Here is a 19,886-nt window from a genome sequence, read left to right as displayed (position 1 = left end):
AACACAAAATCGTTGTCGTTTCAAATGATGTTTCCCGTCTCTCTGCCGAATTTCTCTCTCTTATTTTTTAAGCGCATTCACTTTTCCAATTCTTTACGATATAATATCGATAAATCGTCAGAACGTTAATAAAGGAGGAGTTATAATTTTATGAAATTTCTGCTTATTATGGTGGTTATCCTCTCGTTTCTTACCGCTATTTTTACTGCCGGCTACAATGACAAGCCAGGGGTAAACAAAAAGTAATCATGGAGTTTTGATCTCTTACATACAACTAGAAACGTGGCAGAACAAGTGGCTGGGCGGTTTGTACGCTCAGCTTTTTTCACCAATAATTATTCAGAATATTTTTTAATAAAGGAGCATTCCTGTAATGAGGAAATTTGAGGTTTGATAAAAAAAAGTCCCCTTGGTATAGTACAGGGTGTCAATGCGCGTTGACCCCGAATTTCAATAAACCAAGGAGGACTCAAAATGAATTATACACAAAATCAAAAAATCTCTCAAATTACACCATCAACTCTCATTGTAGGTATTGATGTAGCTAAAGAAAAGCACGTTGCCCGTTTTCAAGATGACCGAGGCTTAGAATTTGGCAAGAGATTGATCTTTGAAAATCGTATACACGGCTTTCAAACCTTATTAGATTGGGTTAATCATATTCAAAAAGAAAATCATAAGGACCACGTGATTTTTGGAATGGAGCCAACAGGTCATTATTGGCTAAATCTTGCTTACTTTCTTAAGGCAAAAGGATATGATGTAGTGCTAGTGAATCCCATGCACGTCAAAAAAAGTAAAGAGCTTGATGACAATTCGCCTACAAAAAACGATACAAAAGATGCTCGTGTCATTGCACAGTTAATGAAAGATGGGCGATACTCCGTACCGAACCTATTAGAGGGCGTATACGCTGAACTAAGGGAAGGCGTCAAATTACGAGATCAGCTCATCAAACAGCTTATGATCATTGAAGTGCGGATTGAAAACGTCATTCAGCGCTTTTTCCCAGAGTTTTTCGATGTGTTTGGAGATTGGAAAGGTAAAGCAGCCTTTTATACCTTGCGCATGTTTCCATTTCCCTCTCATATTCAAAAGTTGTCACCAGAAGAAGTGCTGCAAAAATGGAAACCGTATGTACAGCGTGGGGTTGGGCTGAAACGAGCAACCCGACTCGTAGAAGTAGCGAAAAAGAGCGTTGGGATTGAGACAGGAATCCAGTTCGCAAAAAGAGAATTGGATTGCCTATTGGATCAATATGAGCTTTACAAGAAACAGTTAGCACAACTAGATGAAGAACTAGAAGGTGTTGTTGAAAGCATACCAGGTGCGAAACAAATGACCAATATCCCGGGACTTAGTTACACTACCATTGCTTTGTTCTTTGCGGAAGTAGGAGATTTAACCAAGTACAATCATCCGCAACAATTAGTCAATCTGGCAGGGCTTTCTTTAAGAGAACACAGTTCAGGAAAGTATAAAGGGCAAACACGCATAACCAAAAGGGGTCGAAGACGTTTACGAAAAGCATTATACCTGGCCATTCGACCATTGGTTGCCCATAATCCTGTATTTAAAGCCTTGCATCATTACTATACCAATCGGCCAGACAGGCCGTTAAAAAAACAACAGTCTCTGATTGCCTTGTGTTGTAAATTATTACGTGTGTTATTTGCCATTGGTAAGAAACAGTGTGAGTTTGATGGATTAAAGCTATTAAAGGGATTACCTCAAATAAAAGCATTACAGGCTGCATAAAAGCTTTCAAACGACTTGTTATTCTGACAAACACCAATAGTGCAGAGTTGGAGTATATTTTCACCATTCGGGCATTAGACCCTGTAAAGGAGCATATCCAACCTCCACCTCATGGGTACGCAGGACGAAGGAATGTGTGGATCTTAAAATCCAGTGATACATGGGAGGGTGAGCGACCATGAGAAGTGTGGAGACTTCTTGCACGGTCATACATGATATTACAGATATTGTAAATCTGTATTATAGGATGCACCTTACCATGTAAATATATTGAATAAATACAAGAAATTTACACTCATTTGAGGTGAAGAAGCTATTATGTGTTAGCGAAATTTAAAGAAAACGCGAGAATTTTGAAGAAAATTAAAGTTTATAGAGGGAGTTTATAGAGGGAGGGAATATGATGACTGAAGAACAAAAAAACCTTGAGCAAATCATCGATGATTTGAACCATACTGTTCAAAAGCTCTCAGAACAAGTGGAGCAACTTCAAAAAGAGGTTGCTGTATTGAGGGAAAATCAAGACAAACCCGTTTTTAATCCTGCTATCATCAGTCAAATCGGCGGTTATGTTCTAGTGGCTATCGTATTAATCGGTATTTTTTGGTGATCATTGAACTAAGGGTGCCGTTTCACAATCAATACGGCACCCTGATATAAGTTGCGCCGAAAGGCAAGATGATCATCCAACAGAATGGGGAACTTTCCTAGCGCAAATCCATTTTTTGTTTTTCCACAAATTCTTTCATATACATTCTGACTCTTCTGGAAAGCATATTGGACATTTGGCCCGTCCAAGTATCTTCTCGAACCCCTCCCGTTCTTTCTTTATAATAGTCGGCAACTACTCTGTTATATTCTTCTAAATCTTTTTGGATCTTTTCTTTATCGCTGTTGTAAAGATTTTCTTGGTAAACGTGATGAAGCGGAAGACGCGGCTTTTTATCCGTTTCCTGATCCGGATAGCCAACGGCCAATCCAAATAACGGTATCACCCTTTCAGGAATTTGCAAAAGCGCTTTCACTTCTTCGAGACGGTTGCGGAGTCCGCCGATATAACAAATGCCTAAGCCCATTGATTCTGCGGCAATCACAGCGTTTTGCGCCGCTAATGCCGTGTCTATTAAACTGACCATAAATTTCTCAGTGCTTTCAAGCGAAGGAATGACGTCTCCTCCTTCGATTTCACCAATAACCTCATGGCGATAAAGATCGGCGCAAAATACAAAAAAATGGCCATTTTCCGCTACATAAGACTGATTCCCAGACAGTTCCGCCAACTTTTGTTTTTTCTCCGTGTCCGTAACCCCAATAATCGTATACGCCTGAATGAAACTGGAAGTAGAAGCTGACTGAGCGCAACGAACAATCGTTTCGATCTGTTCCGTAGTGAGCGGCTGCTTCTTAAACTTTCTTACAGACCGATGAGCCAAGATCGTTTCAATAGTGGTATTCAACGCTGCTACATCCCCTCTCTAAAGATAAAATAGAAACTTTTTCCTAAATGATTCTCTCCTGCAGTCATGAAAAGCTACATCACTTTCAGACTTCGTTTTTGAAAAAACGACGCAATCAAGAAAATCCTTCCGATCAAAGAGGACATATTCTTTCAATCTGTTGTTGAATCTCGTGATTACCGGACGATCAAAATGTCACGAGACAAAGGGAGAATGAATGAAATCTTTGCCATTCTCATTTGGTTGTGATAACGAACCAAAAAAAGCCAAATCCCCCATTCTCCTCCCGAAATCAAATGAAGCATACCTTATCCAGCTTTATGTATTACTATAACCCTTATCGGAAAAATTTCAAATGATTTAAAACAGAAAAAAGAAACAGGGACATGCCCGGTTTCTTATGTTAAATGAGGAAATTGCTGTTGTCTTAACGCTTCATATACTAAAATAGCCGCCGTATTCGATAAATTAAGAGCTCTTACTTTATCGTTCATAGGAATCCTCAAGCAACGCTCTTTGTTGGCTGCCAGCAATTCTTTCGGTAAACCGGTCGTTTCTTTTCCAAAGATAAAATAATGATTTTTGCTCGTATCGCTAAAATCAAACGAATTATAATATTGCTCGCCGAATTTCGTTATATAATAATATTCTCCATCCGGATTTTTCTCAAAAAATTCATCGAGTGAATCATAATAAATGATATTGACATATTTCCAATAATCAAGTCCGGCCCTTTTTAACATTTTGTCTTCCGTTGAAAAACCAAGCGGGCGGATTAAATGGAGTATTGTGTCCGTAGCCGCGCAAGTTCTGGAAATATTTCCTGTATTCGCAGGAATTTCTGGTTGATACAATACTACATGATTTGCCACAATGCTTTCACCTCTAAAATAAAGTCTGCCATTATTATAGCATATACGATTCCCCGTCAACTTTGATCGTTTATGGCAAAAAACTTATATTGAATGTTGGGAGTGTAAGCCGTTGAATCTTCATAGCTCCAATATCTCATGCGGCTATTGGAAGTATGAGCATTGACTAAAGGCATTCCATAGTCGTCTTTAGCGGTGACAATGGTCGTATGATCAAACCGTCCATCTCCTTGAAAATCGTAGCAAATCACATCTCCCAGCTGCAATTCAGCGGCATTGCGAACTTCATTCGCTTTTAGCCCCGTCTTGGATCGGCCTAAATACATTCGAAACGAATGGGCGACCGACCAACTGTAACTCCACGAACCATTTTGCATCCACCAGCCTTGGCCCCGATTCGGATATCCTCTCATCGGTGCGCCGCCGGCTTTTAAACATTGCGAAATAAAATTAGTACAATTGACATGAAACTTTTTGTAAGCGGGATTATAGCTATTCCACCATCTTTCCGCATATTGAACCGCTTTTAGCCGATTATATTCAAATCCCGCCCGCTCTGCTGTGTCTTCCCATTCTTCCATCGGCTCAATCGAATATCTTTCGCTTTCCCAGGAGGGAATGATTTCTTCATCCTTGATCACAGTTTGTTCCAAAAAAATAGCTTTTCGATGTTCTATTTCTTCTTCCATATAAAAAAAACGATTTTGTTTAATCAAATATTGAAAATGAAGAGTGTAAAACACTTCACGATCTGTTTTATGGACAATCTGTCCTTTTCCTTTCACTTTTAAGATTTTCGCATTCCGTCGTTCCAAAAGCTCCCTTTTTCTTTCCCATTTTTCATCGGAAACATTCCTCTGTTCATTTTCAACAACTTGTTCCAATCGATTTTGCAAAAGTTTTTGAAGCTGTGATTCCATAAAAAAATCCCTCCCCGTTAAAGCCTATGTGGCGATATCGGGGAAGAATCCACTAAAATCTCTATTTAGGAAGAAAAATATTGCAGCCCCTTCTCGATTTCTTTCAAAACATCGGGATCCGTTTCCGTTTGTTTCGCTTCCAAAAGCGCTGACTTTGCTTGATCGCCGCCTATTTTTCCAATCGCCCAAGCTGCGGTCCCCCGTATCACAGGACGAACATCTTTTTGCAAAACTTCCACTAAAGAAGGAATGGCAGTTTCTTCTTTAAAATGGGCAAGGGCAATGATGGCATTCCGCTGGATTGGCTTTTTCCCTCTCCACGAGCCGGAAACCATGCCAAATTTCTCTTTAAATTCTTTATTGCTGATGTCAAGCAACGGTTCAAGCAATGGTTTTGCTGTTTCAGGATCCGGCTCCATTTCTTCGTGCAAATGAAAATCAATCCCTTTATTTTCAGGGCAGACGGTTTGACATGTATCACAGCCGTATAAGCGGTTGCCGATTTTATCTCGAAATTCATCCGGAAGGAAATCCTTTGTTTGTGTAAGAAAAGCGATGCACTTTTTAGCGTTTAACTGTCCTCCTTGAACCAACGCCCCTGTCGGACAAGCGTCCAAACATTTTGTACATGTACCGCAGCGGCTTTCCAACGGCAGATCCGGCTCAAAAGGCAAATTGGTAATCATCTCTCCCAAATAAACGTAAGAACCGAATTCCGGGGTGATAATCGAACAATTTTTCCCGCTCCAACCGATGCCCGCTCTTTCCGCTACAGCACGATCGGATAATTCGCCCGTATCGACCATCGATTTCATCCTGGCTTCTGGAACTTTGGAACGGATAAATTCCTCCAATTGTTCGAGGCGATTTCTTAAAATCACATGATAGTCCAATCCCCAAGAGGCTTTACAAAAAGTTCCACGTCGAAGCCCCTTTTTTCCTTTTGGCGTTTCTTTCATTTTTGATGGATAAGCCAACGCAATCGCGATAATGGATCGTGGCTGGTCAAATATCAAGGCGGGATTAGTGCGTTTATCGATATCAGGCTCCTCAAATCCCGATTGGAATTGAAGCTCCTGCTGACGGATCAGACGATTTTTCAATTCGGTAAAAGGCTCTGCAGAAGCAAAACCTATTTTATCGATGCCTATCTGTTTGCTATAGGCAATAATGTCCTGTTTTAATTGATTATAATCCATCACGGATCACCTTTCAGTCGAAAAAGAGAGTCGGCTATATTTTAACCATATAACAAAAAAACGCAATACTTTGTTTCTTACAAACAAAATACTGCGTTGATCACAATATGTATATGGAGCGGGTGATGGGAATCGAACCCACGACAACAGCTTGGAAGGCTGTGGTTTTACCACTAAACTACACCCGCAATTGCTGTCGAACAATAATTATTGTACATGATCCGACAAGATTTTGCAAATATTTTTTTCGTTTTTTTCTTTTTTGTTGATTTTCTTTTTCACCCCCATTACGGACAAAGTATAATGAGATGCAATAATCAATCCAAAGGAGGATAAAAATGGAAAACAAATCCGCTTTAAAAAAGCATTTATGTCAATTAGAACAAATGTTGTTAAAACCGGAAATTCGTTCAACTGACGATTTTTTTGAATCCGGAAATCCAGGGAATATTTGGCATAAAAAGGATTGTGTCGATGAGGGCGGACTTAATATAAGGAAAATGACTCTTTATGATTTTGAGATAAATCCTTTATCAGAAGATGTAGTATTAACGACATTTCGTGTAAAAGATGATACAAGAATGCAAGATACTTTACGCAGCTCGATTTGGAAATTTCGTGATGGAAGATGGCAAATGTTTTTCCATCAAGGAACGTTAATAAAATCGTAATCATGATTGTGGAGTCGTTGCAGAAATATTAGAGTGAGTTCTTTTGAAATATCAATATGAAAGGTCCTTGTGAATAAAAATATCTGCTTTCAAACTAGAATTTTTCTGAACTCCCGGACTATGTATGAAAGAGTTTATCGTGATTTCATTTGACTCGCTCAAGTTTCATATTGATTTTCTGTGTATCATCCTCTAGCATAAAATACAAGTGACTAAGATTGTCCTAATAAATCAATTTGTCCGTAATGTGGGAGTGTTGTTCATGTTATCAGATATTACCGTGAGAGATGCCGAATTCAGCGATTTGCCTGCCATTGTAGAGATATACAACTCTACCATTCCAAGCAGAATGGTAACGGCTGATTTAGAACCTGTTTCTGTTCAAAGCAAAACACAGTGGTTTAAAGAGCACTCTCCTTCTTCCAGACCTTTATGGGTAATAGACCATCAAGGGAAAATAGGCGGATGGTTGAGCTTTCAATCGTTTTATGGAAGACCGGCTTATCACTCGACAGCAGAAATCAGCATTTATCTTCACCCGGATTTCAGAGGAAAAGGACTTGGAAAATATATGCTCCAAAAAGCAATAGATGCTTGCCCAAGACTTCAAATAAAAACCTTGCTTGCGTTTATATTTGGACATAACAAGCCGAGCCTTCAACTTTTTTCACATTTTGAATTTGAAAAATGGGCCCACCTGCCAAACGTCGCAGAATTAGACGGCGTTGAAAGAGATTTAATCATTCTTGGGAAAAGAGTCACTCCATGACGCATCAAGGCTTAGCCGTTTATAGCGCAATAGATTTTCTCAAAATAACCGCTAAACTCAATATGTAAAGCAACCATTTCAGACACTGGTCAAAAGATGATACACTAATATATAAAAGGAATATTGGTCCATTTAGAGAATCATATAAATAAAACGAAACGATTGAAATCTCTGATCTTTTCCACGCCACCTTGGCAGAAACACCGAATAAGCGCAAAGAATTGAAAACGGATAAGCCTTGAACTGCCGATGTATTTATTAAAACAAAGGCTATGGAATAACTCTGTTGATTTTTGATAAACCAGCTAACGTTACATGGTATAAGATAAAACATTTATTTGGATGTTTTATAATAGCAAAATTTAAAAATTGAATTCGTCTGAACAACATCGTTAAAAAGGGTTCTTTAACCATTCTCTTATGTCATTTTCAGCAAGTGAACCTGTTTTTCAAAAACGAACTGTATGCAAAAATAAAGATGGCTATACTTGTATGCACAGTGATTCTAAACAAGTTTGTTTTTCGGTAAGTACAAAGGTTAAACTTGGACCAAAAGAAACGGAAAAAACAAAAGGAGAATAGGAATAATGAAAAAATTCAAAATATTAATGAAATTAACCCCTTTCCTATATGGTCTTTTTATCTTAGTCGGCTTGATTATGGCAATGTTAAGTGTATTAGACCATAATGTACAAATATTTTGTTTATCTTTATTCCTGATTTTGCAATCCGTACTTGCATTAACATATACTAAGTTATTTAAAAAAATTTGGCAGAAATAACTTTCACTTTTAAGTTATTAAGATATTCACTGTTTATTTCACAAACCATTCATCAGTGAACCCTTTTTTTAAAGGTTCCATTCAATTTTTAGATTGTCAACATCATTATTCTTTAACAGAGCCAAAACAAAAATAAGAAGTCAAGCTTAAAGGATTCGCTGTTGCCAACCATAATGCATTCGAACGGAACCGTCACGCGAGAAATGCTGGCTCATTGCATGCCATTTTACACAGAACCCTCGACAATTCCTACTGAAGTCATCGAGGGCTAAGAAGTTTTTTCGAAAGATATTCATTTCTGCGCCTGTTATATACTTAATTATTTTTAATTTTGTTTAATGATTATTACGCATATAAATTGGAAGACCTAAAGCGGTTAAACCGAGCCCACATAACGCTAGGATCGTTTGTGTGAATAAGGTGTTTATCACGATAAATAACCCGCCAATAATCGCTATGATAGGGATGACAGGATATAGCGGCACCTTGTAAGGCCGCACAAGATTCGGTTCTTTTTTGCGCAAAATGATGACAGCAAGAAAAGTCATCGTATAGAATATCCAAATCACAAACACTAACATATCCGTTAACGTATTAAATCCACCTATTAGCATCATCATGACCGCAACCAACAAGATGAATATTCCAGAATTATATGGAATTCGCGTTTTATTTGATAACGTAGCAAACCATTTGCTAAAAGGCAATTGATCTTCTAATGCCATTGCATAAGGGATTCTCATTCCCGTCATCGTATATCCATTAATGCTGCCAAATACCGAAATTACGATACCGATGCTAACCAATTTTCCACCCATCGTACCAAAAAGAACGTTTGCTACATTAGACGCAGGCGTATCAGTCCCTGCTAGAGCTGTTGCCGGCATAACTAAGAGGAATGCAATATTAATTAATAAATAAACGATCGTAACGCTCGACAGCCCTACTATAATTGCTTTAGGCAAATCTTTCTTGGGATTTTTCATTTCTCCAGCGATATTCCCTACATGAATCCATCCATCATAGGCAAACATGGTTGCCAGCAAACCAGAACCAAGGGCCGATATAAAAGCTTTATCTTGTCCTGCTTCAATCGGGAACAGTTGAAAAGTTACATTCCCTTCGTGCAGCAATCCAAAAATAGAAATAAGAGCTAAAGGAAGTAATTTACATATAGTAAAAACAGTCTGAATGCCCCCAGCAGCTTTCGCACCTAAAAAGTTCATAAGGGTGATAAAGGTGGCTGTAAGAATCGCTATTCCCACAATCATCATTCTATGTTCATTCGCATGTAATCCAAACAGACTAACCGTTTGGGTCCCGAAAATAATCGCAAGTGCAGCAATGTTGGCCGGAAAGTAAATAATCGTTTGTGCCCACCCCAATAAAAATGCCGTTAAATTGCCATATGTACGCTTTAAATAGGCCATCATGCCGCCTGTTTCCGGAATGGCTGCCGATAATTCAGCTGCCGTTAATCCTGCACAAATAGTTAACACTCCTCCAATCAGCCATGCAAGCAGCCCTAAACTTGCTGTCCCGGTGGCACCATATACTGCAGTTGGCTTAAAAAAAACACCGGCTCCAATTACAGTACCAATAACTGTAGTTAAAGCAGCCAAGAAACCAATTTCTTTTTTTAGCTCCTGTTGTGACAAAGTACTCACTCCTGTTTTATTGTGTTTAAGATATATGACTTTTAAGACTTGCACAAACAACAGTCATGATACACATAAAATCTCCAAAAGAAAAGGGCATTTGGTAAATTATCATTTCTACACAAAATGCCCCATTTTACTGAATATTATTTATGGTTTGAAACAAAAAAGATAAGTACTTTTCATAAAATTTCGTTTTTTAAGCAGAAAGTTTTCTTTTTCTATCTCAACTATTGTCATCAATAAAATTCATGAAATGTCCGCTATGTTGCATAACCTTATTAAAATAATGAAAAGAAGCTGAATAAGGGAATCAACATCATCGTGACGCTTTTGTTTGAAATAGTTTGATACCTAACCCTATAAAAACAATCCCCGTTAATTTGTTTAATAAGTCTGCTATCTTTGCATTTTCTCTTAGTTTTTTAGTCGCGAATGAAGCAAAATAAGCAATGATAAAACACCAAATAGTGCCTGTCATGATAAACGAAATTCCTAAAAGAATAAAAGGAACGGGGCCATAAGGATTATCTGGATGAATAAATTGTGGAAGAAAAGAAATAAAGAATAACGCTACTTTTGGATTTGTAACATTTGTGATAACACCCTGCATGTATATCATTTTTAATTCCATGTGCTGCAATACAGAAGATTCAAAATTCAGCGGTGATTTTTGACGCAACATTTTTATGCCAAGATAAATCAAGTAAGCAGCACCTATTAATTTTATGGCTGTGAATAGCACAATAGATTTTGCTAAAATAATAGATAAACCAAAAGCTGCTAATAAAGTATGGATGAAAGAACCTGTTGAAATTCCAAGGACAGAGTAATAGCCTGCTTTTCTGCCTTGTGATGCACTTCGGCTGATAATGTACATGGTGTCAGTGCCAGGAGTTACATTCAATAATAAGGACGTAAGCAAATAAATACCGTAACCAGTTATTCCAAGCATTCGCACACCTTCTTTTGCATTTATTGTCATAAAGCGAACATGAATGAAACCTTTTCTTCGTTCGGCCGTTAAAACAAGTTCTCAGGGCAACAAAGTATGTAAAACTTATACAAACGCTTCAATTTGTTGATGTAATTATCTTTGCAGTTTCATATTCTGTTCCATCATTTTTACGATTTCTGCTGACTGATATTGGCCGCTTGTTTTTAAACCATTTATAACGTTTTGTTGCCTTTCTATTGAGTGATTCTGGCTCAACTTCCATTTCCCTTCCATCTTATTAATGGAAATTTCAAATACAACGATACCGTTCATTAAACCATCTATAAATTCATCATCAAATGGAGTGTCCCAAGGGTCGGGGTCGGGCATAGATGATTCATAAAAATGAACCATCTTTTCCATCCGTTCCACCATTTCTTCTTTTTTCTCTATGATTTGAACGGTCCCATATACATGGACTGCTACATAATTCCAAGTAGGCACCGTGTTAGGCTCTTTATACCAAGAAGCGGAGATATAAGCGTGGGGACCTTGAAAGACGACAAGAACCTCTTTGCCGTTTAATTTTTTCCAATGAGGATTCTGTTTCGCCATATGGCTAATCAACACACCGTTATCCCCCGTTTTTTCATCCAGGAAAAAAGGCAAATGCGTTGCTGACGGCCCGCTTTCTTCCTGAGAAAATAAAATTCCAAAACTGTTACCTTTAATAAAATCTACTAATCTTGATTGATCATTGACCCTAAAAGCTGTTGGTATGTACATTCCAATTTTCCTCCAATAGTTTTTAATAATTATACATATAAGTAAATATAAATACAAAAAATATTTCCATTTGATCTGTTTTCGCTATAGCCGCCTATACATCGCTTCGCGTCCCAAAATTCTGTTCTTCTAAAAGGATTTAATTAGCATTTTCAATATAAAAAATTTTGCCAAATAGCTTTCCAATTCTTTTTCGTTATCCGTTCTTCGTAAACCTTTGCTAATTCTTTTAACTCTTTAAAATAGGGAGTCGGCTTTACTTCCAATTTCACCACGTCATTTATTCCCCAAGGAGCATCCAAGAGGCTGTCCTCTTTTTCATCCAATTTTACTCCTAAAGAGGTTGCTGTTTCTGGAAACTTGGATATCGCATCGATGGAAGAATACTATTGACAACGTGCATCCTTGCCTCATTTTTCACTGACCAAGGAATGTCAGGGAGGATATATTTCTTAATCTCATTTCTAACTTCTTTTCTTCTAATTCGTCCGTATTGCCATCATCAAAATAGATGACATCGATATCTGAAATAGGCGTTCTTTCTTTAAAGCCGTGTAACACATCCCATATTTTCGAACGAACAAATCCGGCACAGACCCACCAATCAGGTAAATGCAATGATTTTACTGCCCTTAATATATCCATCATCCACTCATCTTCTTTTATCAGTTGAATGATCTCTTTCTCATTTTGGATCATCATCCATTCATCCCCTCCAATCAAACGTATACTTCTATCATTATAAAACCAAAATACGTCTCCGGCAGTAACACCTTATTATGCAGTCCCATTCAATTTACCTAGCCGTTTATAAAACTTTCGGTTCTCGAGATCATAAATTTTCCTTCCAATTCCATAGACTGTTACTGTACCCATATCAAGCGCATAAAAAAAGACTTCCGCAATCGTAGAAGTCTCTTGAAAAAAGAATGGAAAAGGATTGCCGGTGTTTAGAGTCAACTTGCACACCAAAAAGGGAAGAAGACATTAAATCGTCCTCGTCTGCCATTTTCCTGTAAAAGGAGGGCAGGCTTATGAAAATGGTTCCGGTTGTGCATTTCTTCGATTTTTTACGATTTTGAATCCTTTTATTCCCTCAATCAATTAAAAAGCGTTTAGCAAAATATCGTCAGGAACAATTAAATTTGGTTCAGTAGATTCAATGATTTCCTCCACAGTATATCCTTTTGCAACTTCCACTAGCTTTAATCCTTCTTTTGTGACATCGATTACGGCTCGGTCCGTAATAATCCGGTTGACCACGCCTTGTCCTGTTAATGGCAAGGAGCATTTTTTAAGAATTTTCGGTTCACCATATTTATTCGTATGTTCCATAATCACGACAATCCGCTTGGCACCATGGACCAAATCCATGGCTCCTCCCATCCCTTTAATCATTTTTCCGGGTATCATCCAGTTAGCCAAATCTCCTGTTTCTGAAACTTCCATGCCCCCGAGAATCGCTAAATCAAGATGCCCGCCTCGAATCATGGCAAAAGATTCTGCACTGCTAAAATAAGATGCGCCCTTTATTGCCGTCACGGTTTCTTTTCCCGCATTAATGAGATCGGGATCTACTTCCTCTTTCTTAGGATAGGGGCCTATTCCTAATAAACCGTTCTCCGACTGCAATACGATCTGTTTATGTTCGGAAACATAGTTCGCGACCAACGTCGGCATCCCTATCCCCAAATTAACGTAATACCCGTCCCGGATTTCCTTTTCCGCCCTGCGAGCAATTCTTTCACGTATTTTCGTTTTATCTTCTTTCACCACCATGTTTTGCATCCCTCCTCTTTAGGTAAATCCATCCCTTCTTAACGGCTGACGGTTAATCGTTCTATTCGTTTTTCTTGTTGGCCGACTACAAGATGTTGAACATAAATTCCCGGCGTATGAATTTGATCCGGATCGAGTTCACCGATTTCGTATAATTCTTCTACTTCCGCAATCGTCACTTTTCCGGCTGTTGCCATCATAGGATTGAAGTTTCTAGCCGTCTTGTTGTAAATAAGATTTCCCATTTTGTCTCCTTTTGCTGCTCTAATCAAGCTAAAATCGGCCGTCATCCCGTATTCCAATAAATATCTCTTGTTTTGGAAGGTTCTGACTTCACGTCCTTCCGCAATGGGGGTGCCTACACCAGCAGGAGTATAGAATGCAGGAATTCCGGCTCCTCCTGCCCTAATTCTTTCCGCCAAAGTTCCCTGCGGAATCAGTTCCACTTCCACTTCTCCCGATAAAACTTGTCTTTCAAATTCTTTATTTTCCCCAACATAAGAACCGATGATTTTTTTGATCTGTTTATTTCTTAAAAGCAGCCCCAATCCCCAATCATCTACACCACAGTTATTAGAAATCACTGTTAAATCTTTTACACCCGATTCGGCGAGCGCTTTAATCAAATTTTCAGGAATCCCTACGAGACCGAAACCGCCCACCATAATAGTCATGCCGTCTTGAATATCTTGAATCGCCTCTTCAAAACTATTAAATATCGTTTTCATGTTCTTTCCGGACTCCTCCTTCTGCGATTGTTCTCTTATAGAAACGATGGCGTCATCTTGACTCCCGCCAATACGCGAATACTAAAAAATGGTCTGGCAGTTGTTTCTATCTTACGGTTCATTTAATGAAAAAATGACAACATCTCATTTGAACGACAAACCCCTCTCTTTTTAAGCACAAACTTTTTTGGTCAGCTAGCAGCAATTGGATGACGTGGACGTTGTCACTCTTCATCCGTTTATGTCTTTCATCGACTAGAACAAAGTGGACAGTGGCCTCAACCACCGTCCACTCTCTCCTTATTTCACCTGCGGAAGCGGGCGTTTTAACCATTCATTGTAAAACGCGTCAATATCAGGTTCAAAGTCTTTTAAGATGGGATACCATGGAGTCACGGCTTCTACCTCTAACTGGGTCGCGCATTGAGGGCAGTAATACTCACGAATAACCTGCCACTCCGGATCTGGCGCAAGCATTTTCGGATAAAGCTCCGTCAACTTTTCCTCTGTATCGCGGACATGGATCAGAGCATGCAGCTTCCAGTTATCGCTCGCCTCACAAAATTCATATCCGCAATCACATTTTACGATTCGATCACCGTTTTTCTTTTGCACAATATATAAATGCAGCCCGGCAGGAAGTAAAATGGGATCATCCCACGGAACACGCTCTTGCAGTATGCTTATATATTTTTCGAAACGATCCGCATCCTTAAAATTCGAAAGCATTTGCTTTAATTTGTGAAAATCAATCGTTCCGTCTATTAACTCTTCAATGGTTTTACGATCGTACGTTGTCATGTTTTCACCTCTCTCGAATCAGTTTTTTAGTGTTTAATTTTTGCACCGAAAACCGGAACCCCTAGCTCCTCTTCAGTCAGATTCCAATCTTTCGGCAAGTTCCAAAATTCTTTAAATTCCCCCCTGAACGATTGACTCAGTGCGAAGCTACCGGCATACATATGACGAACTTGAACAGCAGCATCTTTTTTCAAGATTTTCTCTCTTTCTTTCTTCATCCACTCTTTCGTCTTTAACCCCCGTTTGAGTCGTTCTTTGCGTATTTCCTTGCGGCGTTTTTCCGTCTTTTTTTCGTCGACAATATATCGACCTTGTTTATCTTTGGTGAATACAGCACCGTACACTTTTTCCGCATAACGCGGTAAAACGTACCCGTCGTTCAAATCATCTTCAATCATTTTTGGTTTGCGTTCAAGCGGATCACCAAATCCAGGGCCTCCACGAAGGTAGTTTAAATAGAGATCATAATTGTCAAAGATCGTTTCCGTTGTAATCGATTGTTTATCTCGAATAATTTCCTTCGCTTCGATCAGCTTATCGTATTCCGGATTGTCCGGATCCGGATCTCCACCTGTCGGAATAGGAAGCTTTTTATCAATCAATTCCTTTATATTTGTACCATGAGCTTCAAAGCGATAGCCGGATGCTGCCGGATAGCCTCCCATCAATCCGCAATCGCTCGACATATAGCCGTTCCCCATGAAGAACATGGTCCAGTCTTTCGCACCGTACACCAACCTTAATGTTTCATATCCGTTCCCGCCGCGATATTTTCCGTAACCGCCCGTGTTTGGTTTAATGCTTCGTCCTAAGTAAAGAAGCGGTTCCGCCAGTTCCCAAATTTCCATGTCTCCCATATCGCCTTCTGGATTCCAGATGGCTGCTGCGTGGCTAATGCCGTCTTTTACCGCACCGGCCCCGACACCTTCGGCAGCAGATTCAAAGCTGTTGACAGCATGGTTTTCATTAAACTGGTTATATCCACCACCTTGCAGCCAGTTCGAAGTGTTGGCATTCCCGGCATTCACTTCTTCCAAATAACCGCGGGCAAAGTAGTTTCGGCTGAGTGCACGCCATAGTGGGCTCCATGCTGAAACAAGGAAGTGCCATGCATAGCTATGTGCTGTTCGGATATCGTCTGGATTCAGCCATGATCCATATGGCAAATCAAACTGACTAGCATAATAGGCACCGTCGTTAACCCTGTCATTAGGAATCAAAGTTTGCGACATCATGACCCAGATACCGCTTGTAATCGAAACAGGTGTGGCATTATAACTGTGCCATCCCCATCGGTTTACCCCTTCAAAGTTAATCTCAAATTTGCCGTTTTTATGGACGGTCAGTTCAGTCGGTGCATGCATGATCGTATTTACTCGAGCATATGGCGGAACATCAAGATTTTCATATGGAACATCGACAAACGATACTTGACGATATTTTCCAGGTATTAACAATGTTTTGACTTGGTTCACAAATCCACGTCGTCCGTCTTCGATGACTTCACGAATAAATTGTTTATATGTTTCAACTCCTTCCTCTTTTACAATATCTAGAACAAGGTCTCGAATCATATGACAGCCAGCAATGCGCGTACGTTCGTCCAGCAGCCAGTACTTCGTCGTACGAACAGAACGCTGGCTCTCAATTAACCAGTCTTTCAACAAAGTGTCGTTTTTTCCAATTTTGCGACATGCAACCTGATAGCCATCGTCATAGCGCGTCACAGGTCCCACCGTCATACTTCCTGGTGCAGTGGCTCCAACATCAATAACATGTGTTACACCGCCAACCCAACCAATAAGCTCTCCTTCATGGAAAATCGGAACAATCGTATGGACGTCACATGGGTGAACATTTCCAATTTGACAATCGTTATTACAGAAAATATCTCCATCTTCAATGCCGGGGTTCTCCTCATAATCATTTTTGATCATATATTTGATCGCTGCCCCCATCGTCCCTACGTGAATGATAATTCCGGTGGATGTCACGACCGAATCGGCTTCCGGAGTATATAAGGTAAAGCATAATTCCCCTTCTTGCTCCACAATAGGAGAAGCGGCTACTCTTTTCGCTGTTTCCCTTGCATGTACAACGCCCCCGCGCAGTTTGGCAAAAATTTTCTCATAGCGAATGGGGTCAGATTCCTTAAGCGGCAATGTTTTCAGACCTGCATAATGACCTGTTGTCCGACTAATCTCATCTATTTCTTGCCGCATTTCTTTAAGCGTTTTACCGTCCCATCCAATGGTTTTTCGCTGTTTTTTCGCTTTTACAGAAATCGGATCCATATGACAATGCCTCCTTTTAGATTAGAGTTCTTTCAAATGAAAAATGCGGTGTGCATCCAGGTACGTCTCAAATCCAGGCGGAATGACAAATGTTGTCGCTGGAGACTCAATAATCGAAAATGATTGAATTTTGTTTCCTGGCTTAAGTTTTTCCATTTCCCAAATATCAGCGACCATCCATTCGCCCTTCCAATAAACATTGCGTGTACCGAGAAATGCATCTTTCGGCGGTGTCTCGCTGTCTAGCGGTTCTTCAGGAATTCTCGGTTTTGCCACTTCTACAATTCCACGAACGATGGCACCGGTGATGCTGTAGCCAAGTTCCGGGGAACGTGCTGCTTTTGCATATACACGCGTATAAGTATCTTCAAAGGCAGTAACTAGCGCTTCCCAATCCTCCACCTCTTTAAAGGATGCAATGGGCGCTTCAATTTCCAAATCGTTTAGCTGCCCTTGATATTGCATACGGAAATATAACCGGAAATCCACATCTTTTCTCTCAAATTTGTTTTTCTCAAATTCAGCTGCTACTTTTTCCATAAGCTCATCCCAAGCCCTTTGCAGCTCTTTGCCCGCTTTGAACTTCACTTCATCCGATGCACCATCATCCACATTAATATCAAGCGTTTTATCATAACGGTACTCAAAATCTGCCGCCCCGCAGCCAAAAGCCGAGAATCCTGCCGCCCAAGCCGGAACAAGAACATCTTCAAAACCAAGTCCTTTTGTATACCCAGCCGTATGCAACGGTCCTCCGCCTCCGTATGAGAAGCATACATATTGCGAAGGGGAATACCCTTTTCCAAGAATCATGGATTCCAGATAATTGCGCAGCTGCGATTCTAAGAGATCAATGACTCCGTATGCGGCATCTTCTACAGACAATCCAAGAGGTTCAGCAATTTGCTTTTTCACTGCTTCATAAGCGCGTTCCGGATACAATTTCACTTCTCCGCCAAGGAAATTATCCGGATTAATCAACCCTAGGACGACGTGGCAATCCGATACCGTTACCGTGTCGATGCCGCCTTCCGGATAACACACTCCCACTCTAGAACCCGCACTATCCGGTCCCAGTATGAGGGACTTAAAGTTTGGATCAATTCTTACAAAACTTCCGGCACCCGCTCCAACCGTATCCATCGCCACAAGCGGAAGCGAAAGAACGAGACGAGCCATATCAGGGCTAGTGTTAATGCTGAGATCTCCCTGGGTAATCAGAGCCATATCAAAACTCGTTCCGCCGATATCCGAACAAGCGATATTTTTAATCCCTAGATGCTCGCCGAGGTATTTTGCTCCGATAACCCCGCCAATCGGACCAGACACTAGTGTTCTAGCCAGCTCATTTGCACGTGTGCTTATTGTGCCGCCATGGCTTGCCATCACGCGTAAATCAAAATTGGCACCGTGCTCTTTTAACCGAGTATCAATCTTTTCCAGCGTTTCACGTGAAGGATCGGCAGCATAAGCTTCAATTATAGTCGTGTTAGTGCGGTGAGACTCTTTTCTGACAGGATAATAATCAACCGAGGCGAAGACCGGGACTTCTTTTCCGAGCTTTTTCATCGTCTCTTTTGCAATGTCCCGCACTTTCCTCTCATGAGCAGGATATTTATAAGAATGCAACAAGCTGATGACAATCGCTTCCACATCTCGTTCTAACAGTTCCTCTACAGCTGGCGCCACTTCATGTTCGTACAAAGGTATGACAACATTGCCGAATAAATCAACCCGTTCCGTTACCCCCCTCGTTAATTCACGCGGAACTAAAGGCGGATCATAGCGATGCGTATTTAAATGAAGTCGATCAGAATATGAATACCCGAGATAAGCTTGAATCGCTCTTCCCATTCTATGGAAGTCTTCCATTCCTTTGTTGACGATTAAGCCGACTTTCCGTCCTTTTCTTGACACAAGTCTGTTTAACATGGCTGTTCCCGAATAGACTCCGGCAAGCAATTTTGGAAATTCCTCATCAACGGTTGTATTCCAATAAGCAAGAGCATCTTTTGCCGAGTTAAGAAGCCCGACAGACTCGTCTTCCGGAGTGGATTGCGCCTTTCCAACAACAAAATCGCCGGTATCATCAATAATGAACGTGTCTGTCATGGTTCCTCCCGCATCGATTGCGAGAATTTGCGCATTTTTAGTGATCACTGTTTTCATTCCTTCCTCCCCTTTCTTCTCCTCTTCGAAACGGTATTTTGTTGTCATCAACGTCTTCGGCAGTTGTCATGCCATTTTCTGAATCTGTTTCGATTTTCTTCCCCCTTCCGATCTTCGAAGCAATTTTGCATTCGCTTACTTATATTGCAATTGCCGTGCCAATTGACCATGACATTCAAAACATGGATTTTTTCGTTCCTTTTTCATGCTTTTCTTCATACAAATTGTAGCGATTCGCTACACCTGTCGTGCTACACTCTTAAAAGCGGGACAATTTTTTACAGAAACAACAACATAAGAACATAA

Annotated in this window: 16 protein-coding genes, 1 tRNA gene and 2 pseudogenes; 5 read left to right on the top strand and 14 right to left on the bottom strand. The window is 40.1% G+C overall.

Features of this window, described 5'->3' with window-relative positions; translation table 11 throughout:
* The first annotated feature begins 474 nt into the window (after window positions 1–474).
* Entirely contained in the window at window positions 475–1,758 is a 1,284-nt protein-coding gene (locus NST12_RS03830; RefSeq protein WP_341100278.1) for an IS110 family transposase, read from the top strand.
* A gap of 403 nt (window positions 1,759–2,161) precedes the next feature.
* Entirely contained in the window at window positions 2,162–2,368 is a 207-nt protein-coding gene (locus NST12_RS03825; RefSeq protein WP_048622772.1) for a hypothetical protein, read from the top strand.
* Window positions 2,369–2,465: 97 nt separating this feature from the next.
* Here NST12_RS03825 and nfsA read toward each other — a convergent pair whose 3' ends face one another.
* The 5 genes from nfsA to NST12_RS03800 form a co-directional block, all read right to left on the bottom strand.
* Window positions 2,466–3,215 (bottom strand): oxygen-insensitive NADPH nitroreductase, encoded by a 750-nt coding sequence (gene nfsA / locus NST12_RS03820; protein ID WP_061778549.1) that lies wholly within the window; start codon window positions 3,213–3,215, stop codon window positions 2,466–2,468.
* 398 nt (window positions 3,216–3,613) lie between these two features.
* The gene (gene trmL, locus NST12_RS03815) at window positions 3,614–4,087 is read right to left on the bottom strand and encodes a tRNA (uridine(34)/cytosine(34)/5-carboxymethylaminomethyluridine(34)-2'-O)-methyltransferase TrmL (protein ID WP_341100311.1); all 474 of its coding nucleotides are present in this window, start codon (window positions 4,085–4,087) and stop codon (window positions 3,614–3,616) included.
* A 56-nt stretch (window positions 4,088–4,143) separates the two neighbouring features.
* A complete protein-coding gene (locus NST12_RS03810; RefSeq protein ID WP_341100309.1) occupies window positions 4,144–5,007 on the bottom strand; it encodes an amidase domain-containing protein in 864 nt (287 codons plus the stop codon).
* Window positions 5,008–5,072: 65 nt separating this feature from the next.
* Window positions 5,073–6,206 carry a tRNA epoxyqueuosine(34) reductase QueG gene (gene queG / locus NST12_RS03805; RefSeq protein ID WP_270584023.1) on the bottom strand — a complete coding sequence of 378 codons (1,134 nt, stop codon included), beginning with the start codon at window positions 6,204–6,206 and terminating at the stop codon, window positions 5,073–5,075.
* A 114-nt stretch (window positions 6,207–6,320) separates the two neighbouring features.
* A tRNA-Gly gene (locus tag NST12_RS03800) sits at window positions 6,321–6,394 on the bottom strand.
* A gap of 150 nt (window positions 6,395–6,544) precedes the next feature.
* Between NST12_RS03800 and NST12_RS03795 the strand changes: the two genes are divergently transcribed.
* The 3 genes and pseudogenes from NST12_RS03795 to NST12_RS03785 form a co-directional block, all read left to right on the top strand.
* Window positions 6,545–6,877 (top strand): nuclear transport factor 2 family protein, encoded by a 333-nt coding sequence (locus NST12_RS03795; protein WP_341100304.1) that lies wholly within the window; start codon window positions 6,545–6,547, stop codon window positions 6,875–6,877.
* A gap of 262 nt (window positions 6,878–7,139) precedes the next feature.
* Entirely contained in the window at window positions 7,140–7,646 is a 507-nt protein-coding gene (locus NST12_RS03790) for a GNAT family N-acetyltransferase (RefSeq protein ID WP_270584761.1), read from the top strand.
* Window positions 7,647–8,015: 369 nt separating this feature from the next.
* Window positions 8,016–8,219: pseudogene (locus NST12_RS03785) on the top strand (IS1595 family transposase); the annotation flags it as partial.
* 544 nt (window positions 8,220–8,763) lie between these two features.
* Here the strand turns inward: NST12_RS03785 and NST12_RS03775 are convergent.
* The 9 genes and pseudogenes from NST12_RS03775 to NST12_RS03735 all read right to left on the bottom strand — a co-directional run bounded on the left by NST12_RS03775 (window position 8,764) and on the right by NST12_RS03735 (window position 19,580).
* Window positions 8,764–10,086: an APC family permease gene (locus NST12_RS03775; protein WP_328201274.1), complete on the bottom strand. Its 1,323-nt coding sequence runs from the start codon at window positions 10,084–10,086 to the stop codon at window positions 8,764–8,766.
* 319 nt (window positions 10,087–10,405) lie between these two features.
* Entirely contained in the window at window positions 10,406–11,041 is a 636-nt protein-coding gene (locus tag NST12_RS03770; RefSeq protein ID WP_048622763.1) for a LysE family translocator, read from the bottom strand.
* A 135-nt stretch (window positions 11,042–11,176) separates the two neighbouring features.
* Window positions 11,177–11,809, bottom strand: a complete 633-nt coding sequence (locus tag NST12_RS03765; protein ID WP_048622762.1) for an FMN-binding negative transcriptional regulator — start codon at window positions 11,807–11,809, stop codon at window positions 11,177–11,179.
* A 152-nt stretch (window positions 11,810–11,961) separates the two neighbouring features.
* A pseudogene (locus tag NST12_RS03760) lies at window positions 11,962–12,511 on the bottom strand (nucleotidyltransferase family protein).
* 402 nt (window positions 12,512–12,913) lie between these two features.
* Complete coding sequence (locus NST12_RS03755; RefSeq protein WP_048622761.1) at window positions 12,914–13,588, bottom strand: CoA transferase subunit B; 675 nt, start codon at window positions 13,586–13,588, stop codon at window positions 12,914–12,916.
* Window positions 13,589–13,626: 38 nt separating this feature from the next.
* Window positions 13,627–14,316, bottom strand: a complete 690-nt coding sequence (locus NST12_RS03750) for a CoA transferase subunit A (RefSeq protein WP_341100296.1) — start codon at window positions 14,314–14,316, stop codon at window positions 13,627–13,629.
* Between the two features lie 300 nt (window positions 14,317–14,616).
* Window positions 14,617–15,117 carry an acetone carboxylase subunit gamma gene (locus NST12_RS03745; protein ID WP_003353280.1) on the bottom strand — a complete coding sequence of 167 codons (501 nt, stop codon included), beginning with the start codon at window positions 15,115–15,117 and terminating at the stop codon, window positions 14,617–14,619.
* A gap of 26 nt (window positions 15,118–15,143) precedes the next feature.
* A complete protein-coding gene (locus NST12_RS03740; protein WP_327798120.1) occupies window positions 15,144–17,411 on the bottom strand; it encodes a hydantoinase B/oxoprolinase family protein in 2,268 nt (755 codons plus the stop codon).
* Between the two features lie 21 nt (window positions 17,412–17,432).
* Window positions 17,433–19,580, bottom strand: a complete 2,148-nt coding sequence (locus NST12_RS03735; protein ID WP_341028595.1) for a hydantoinase/oxoprolinase family protein — start codon at window positions 19,578–19,580, stop codon at window positions 17,433–17,435.
* Window positions 19,581–19,886: the final 306 nt, after the last annotated feature.

This window comes from Bacillus sp. FSL W8-1127 (assembly GCF_038006725.1).
GTDB classification, from domain to species: domain Bacteria; phylum Bacillota; class Bacilli; order Bacillales; family DSM-4216; genus Bacillus_O; species Bacillus_O smithii.
This window is presented reverse-complemented; position numbering and strand designations above follow the sequence as displayed.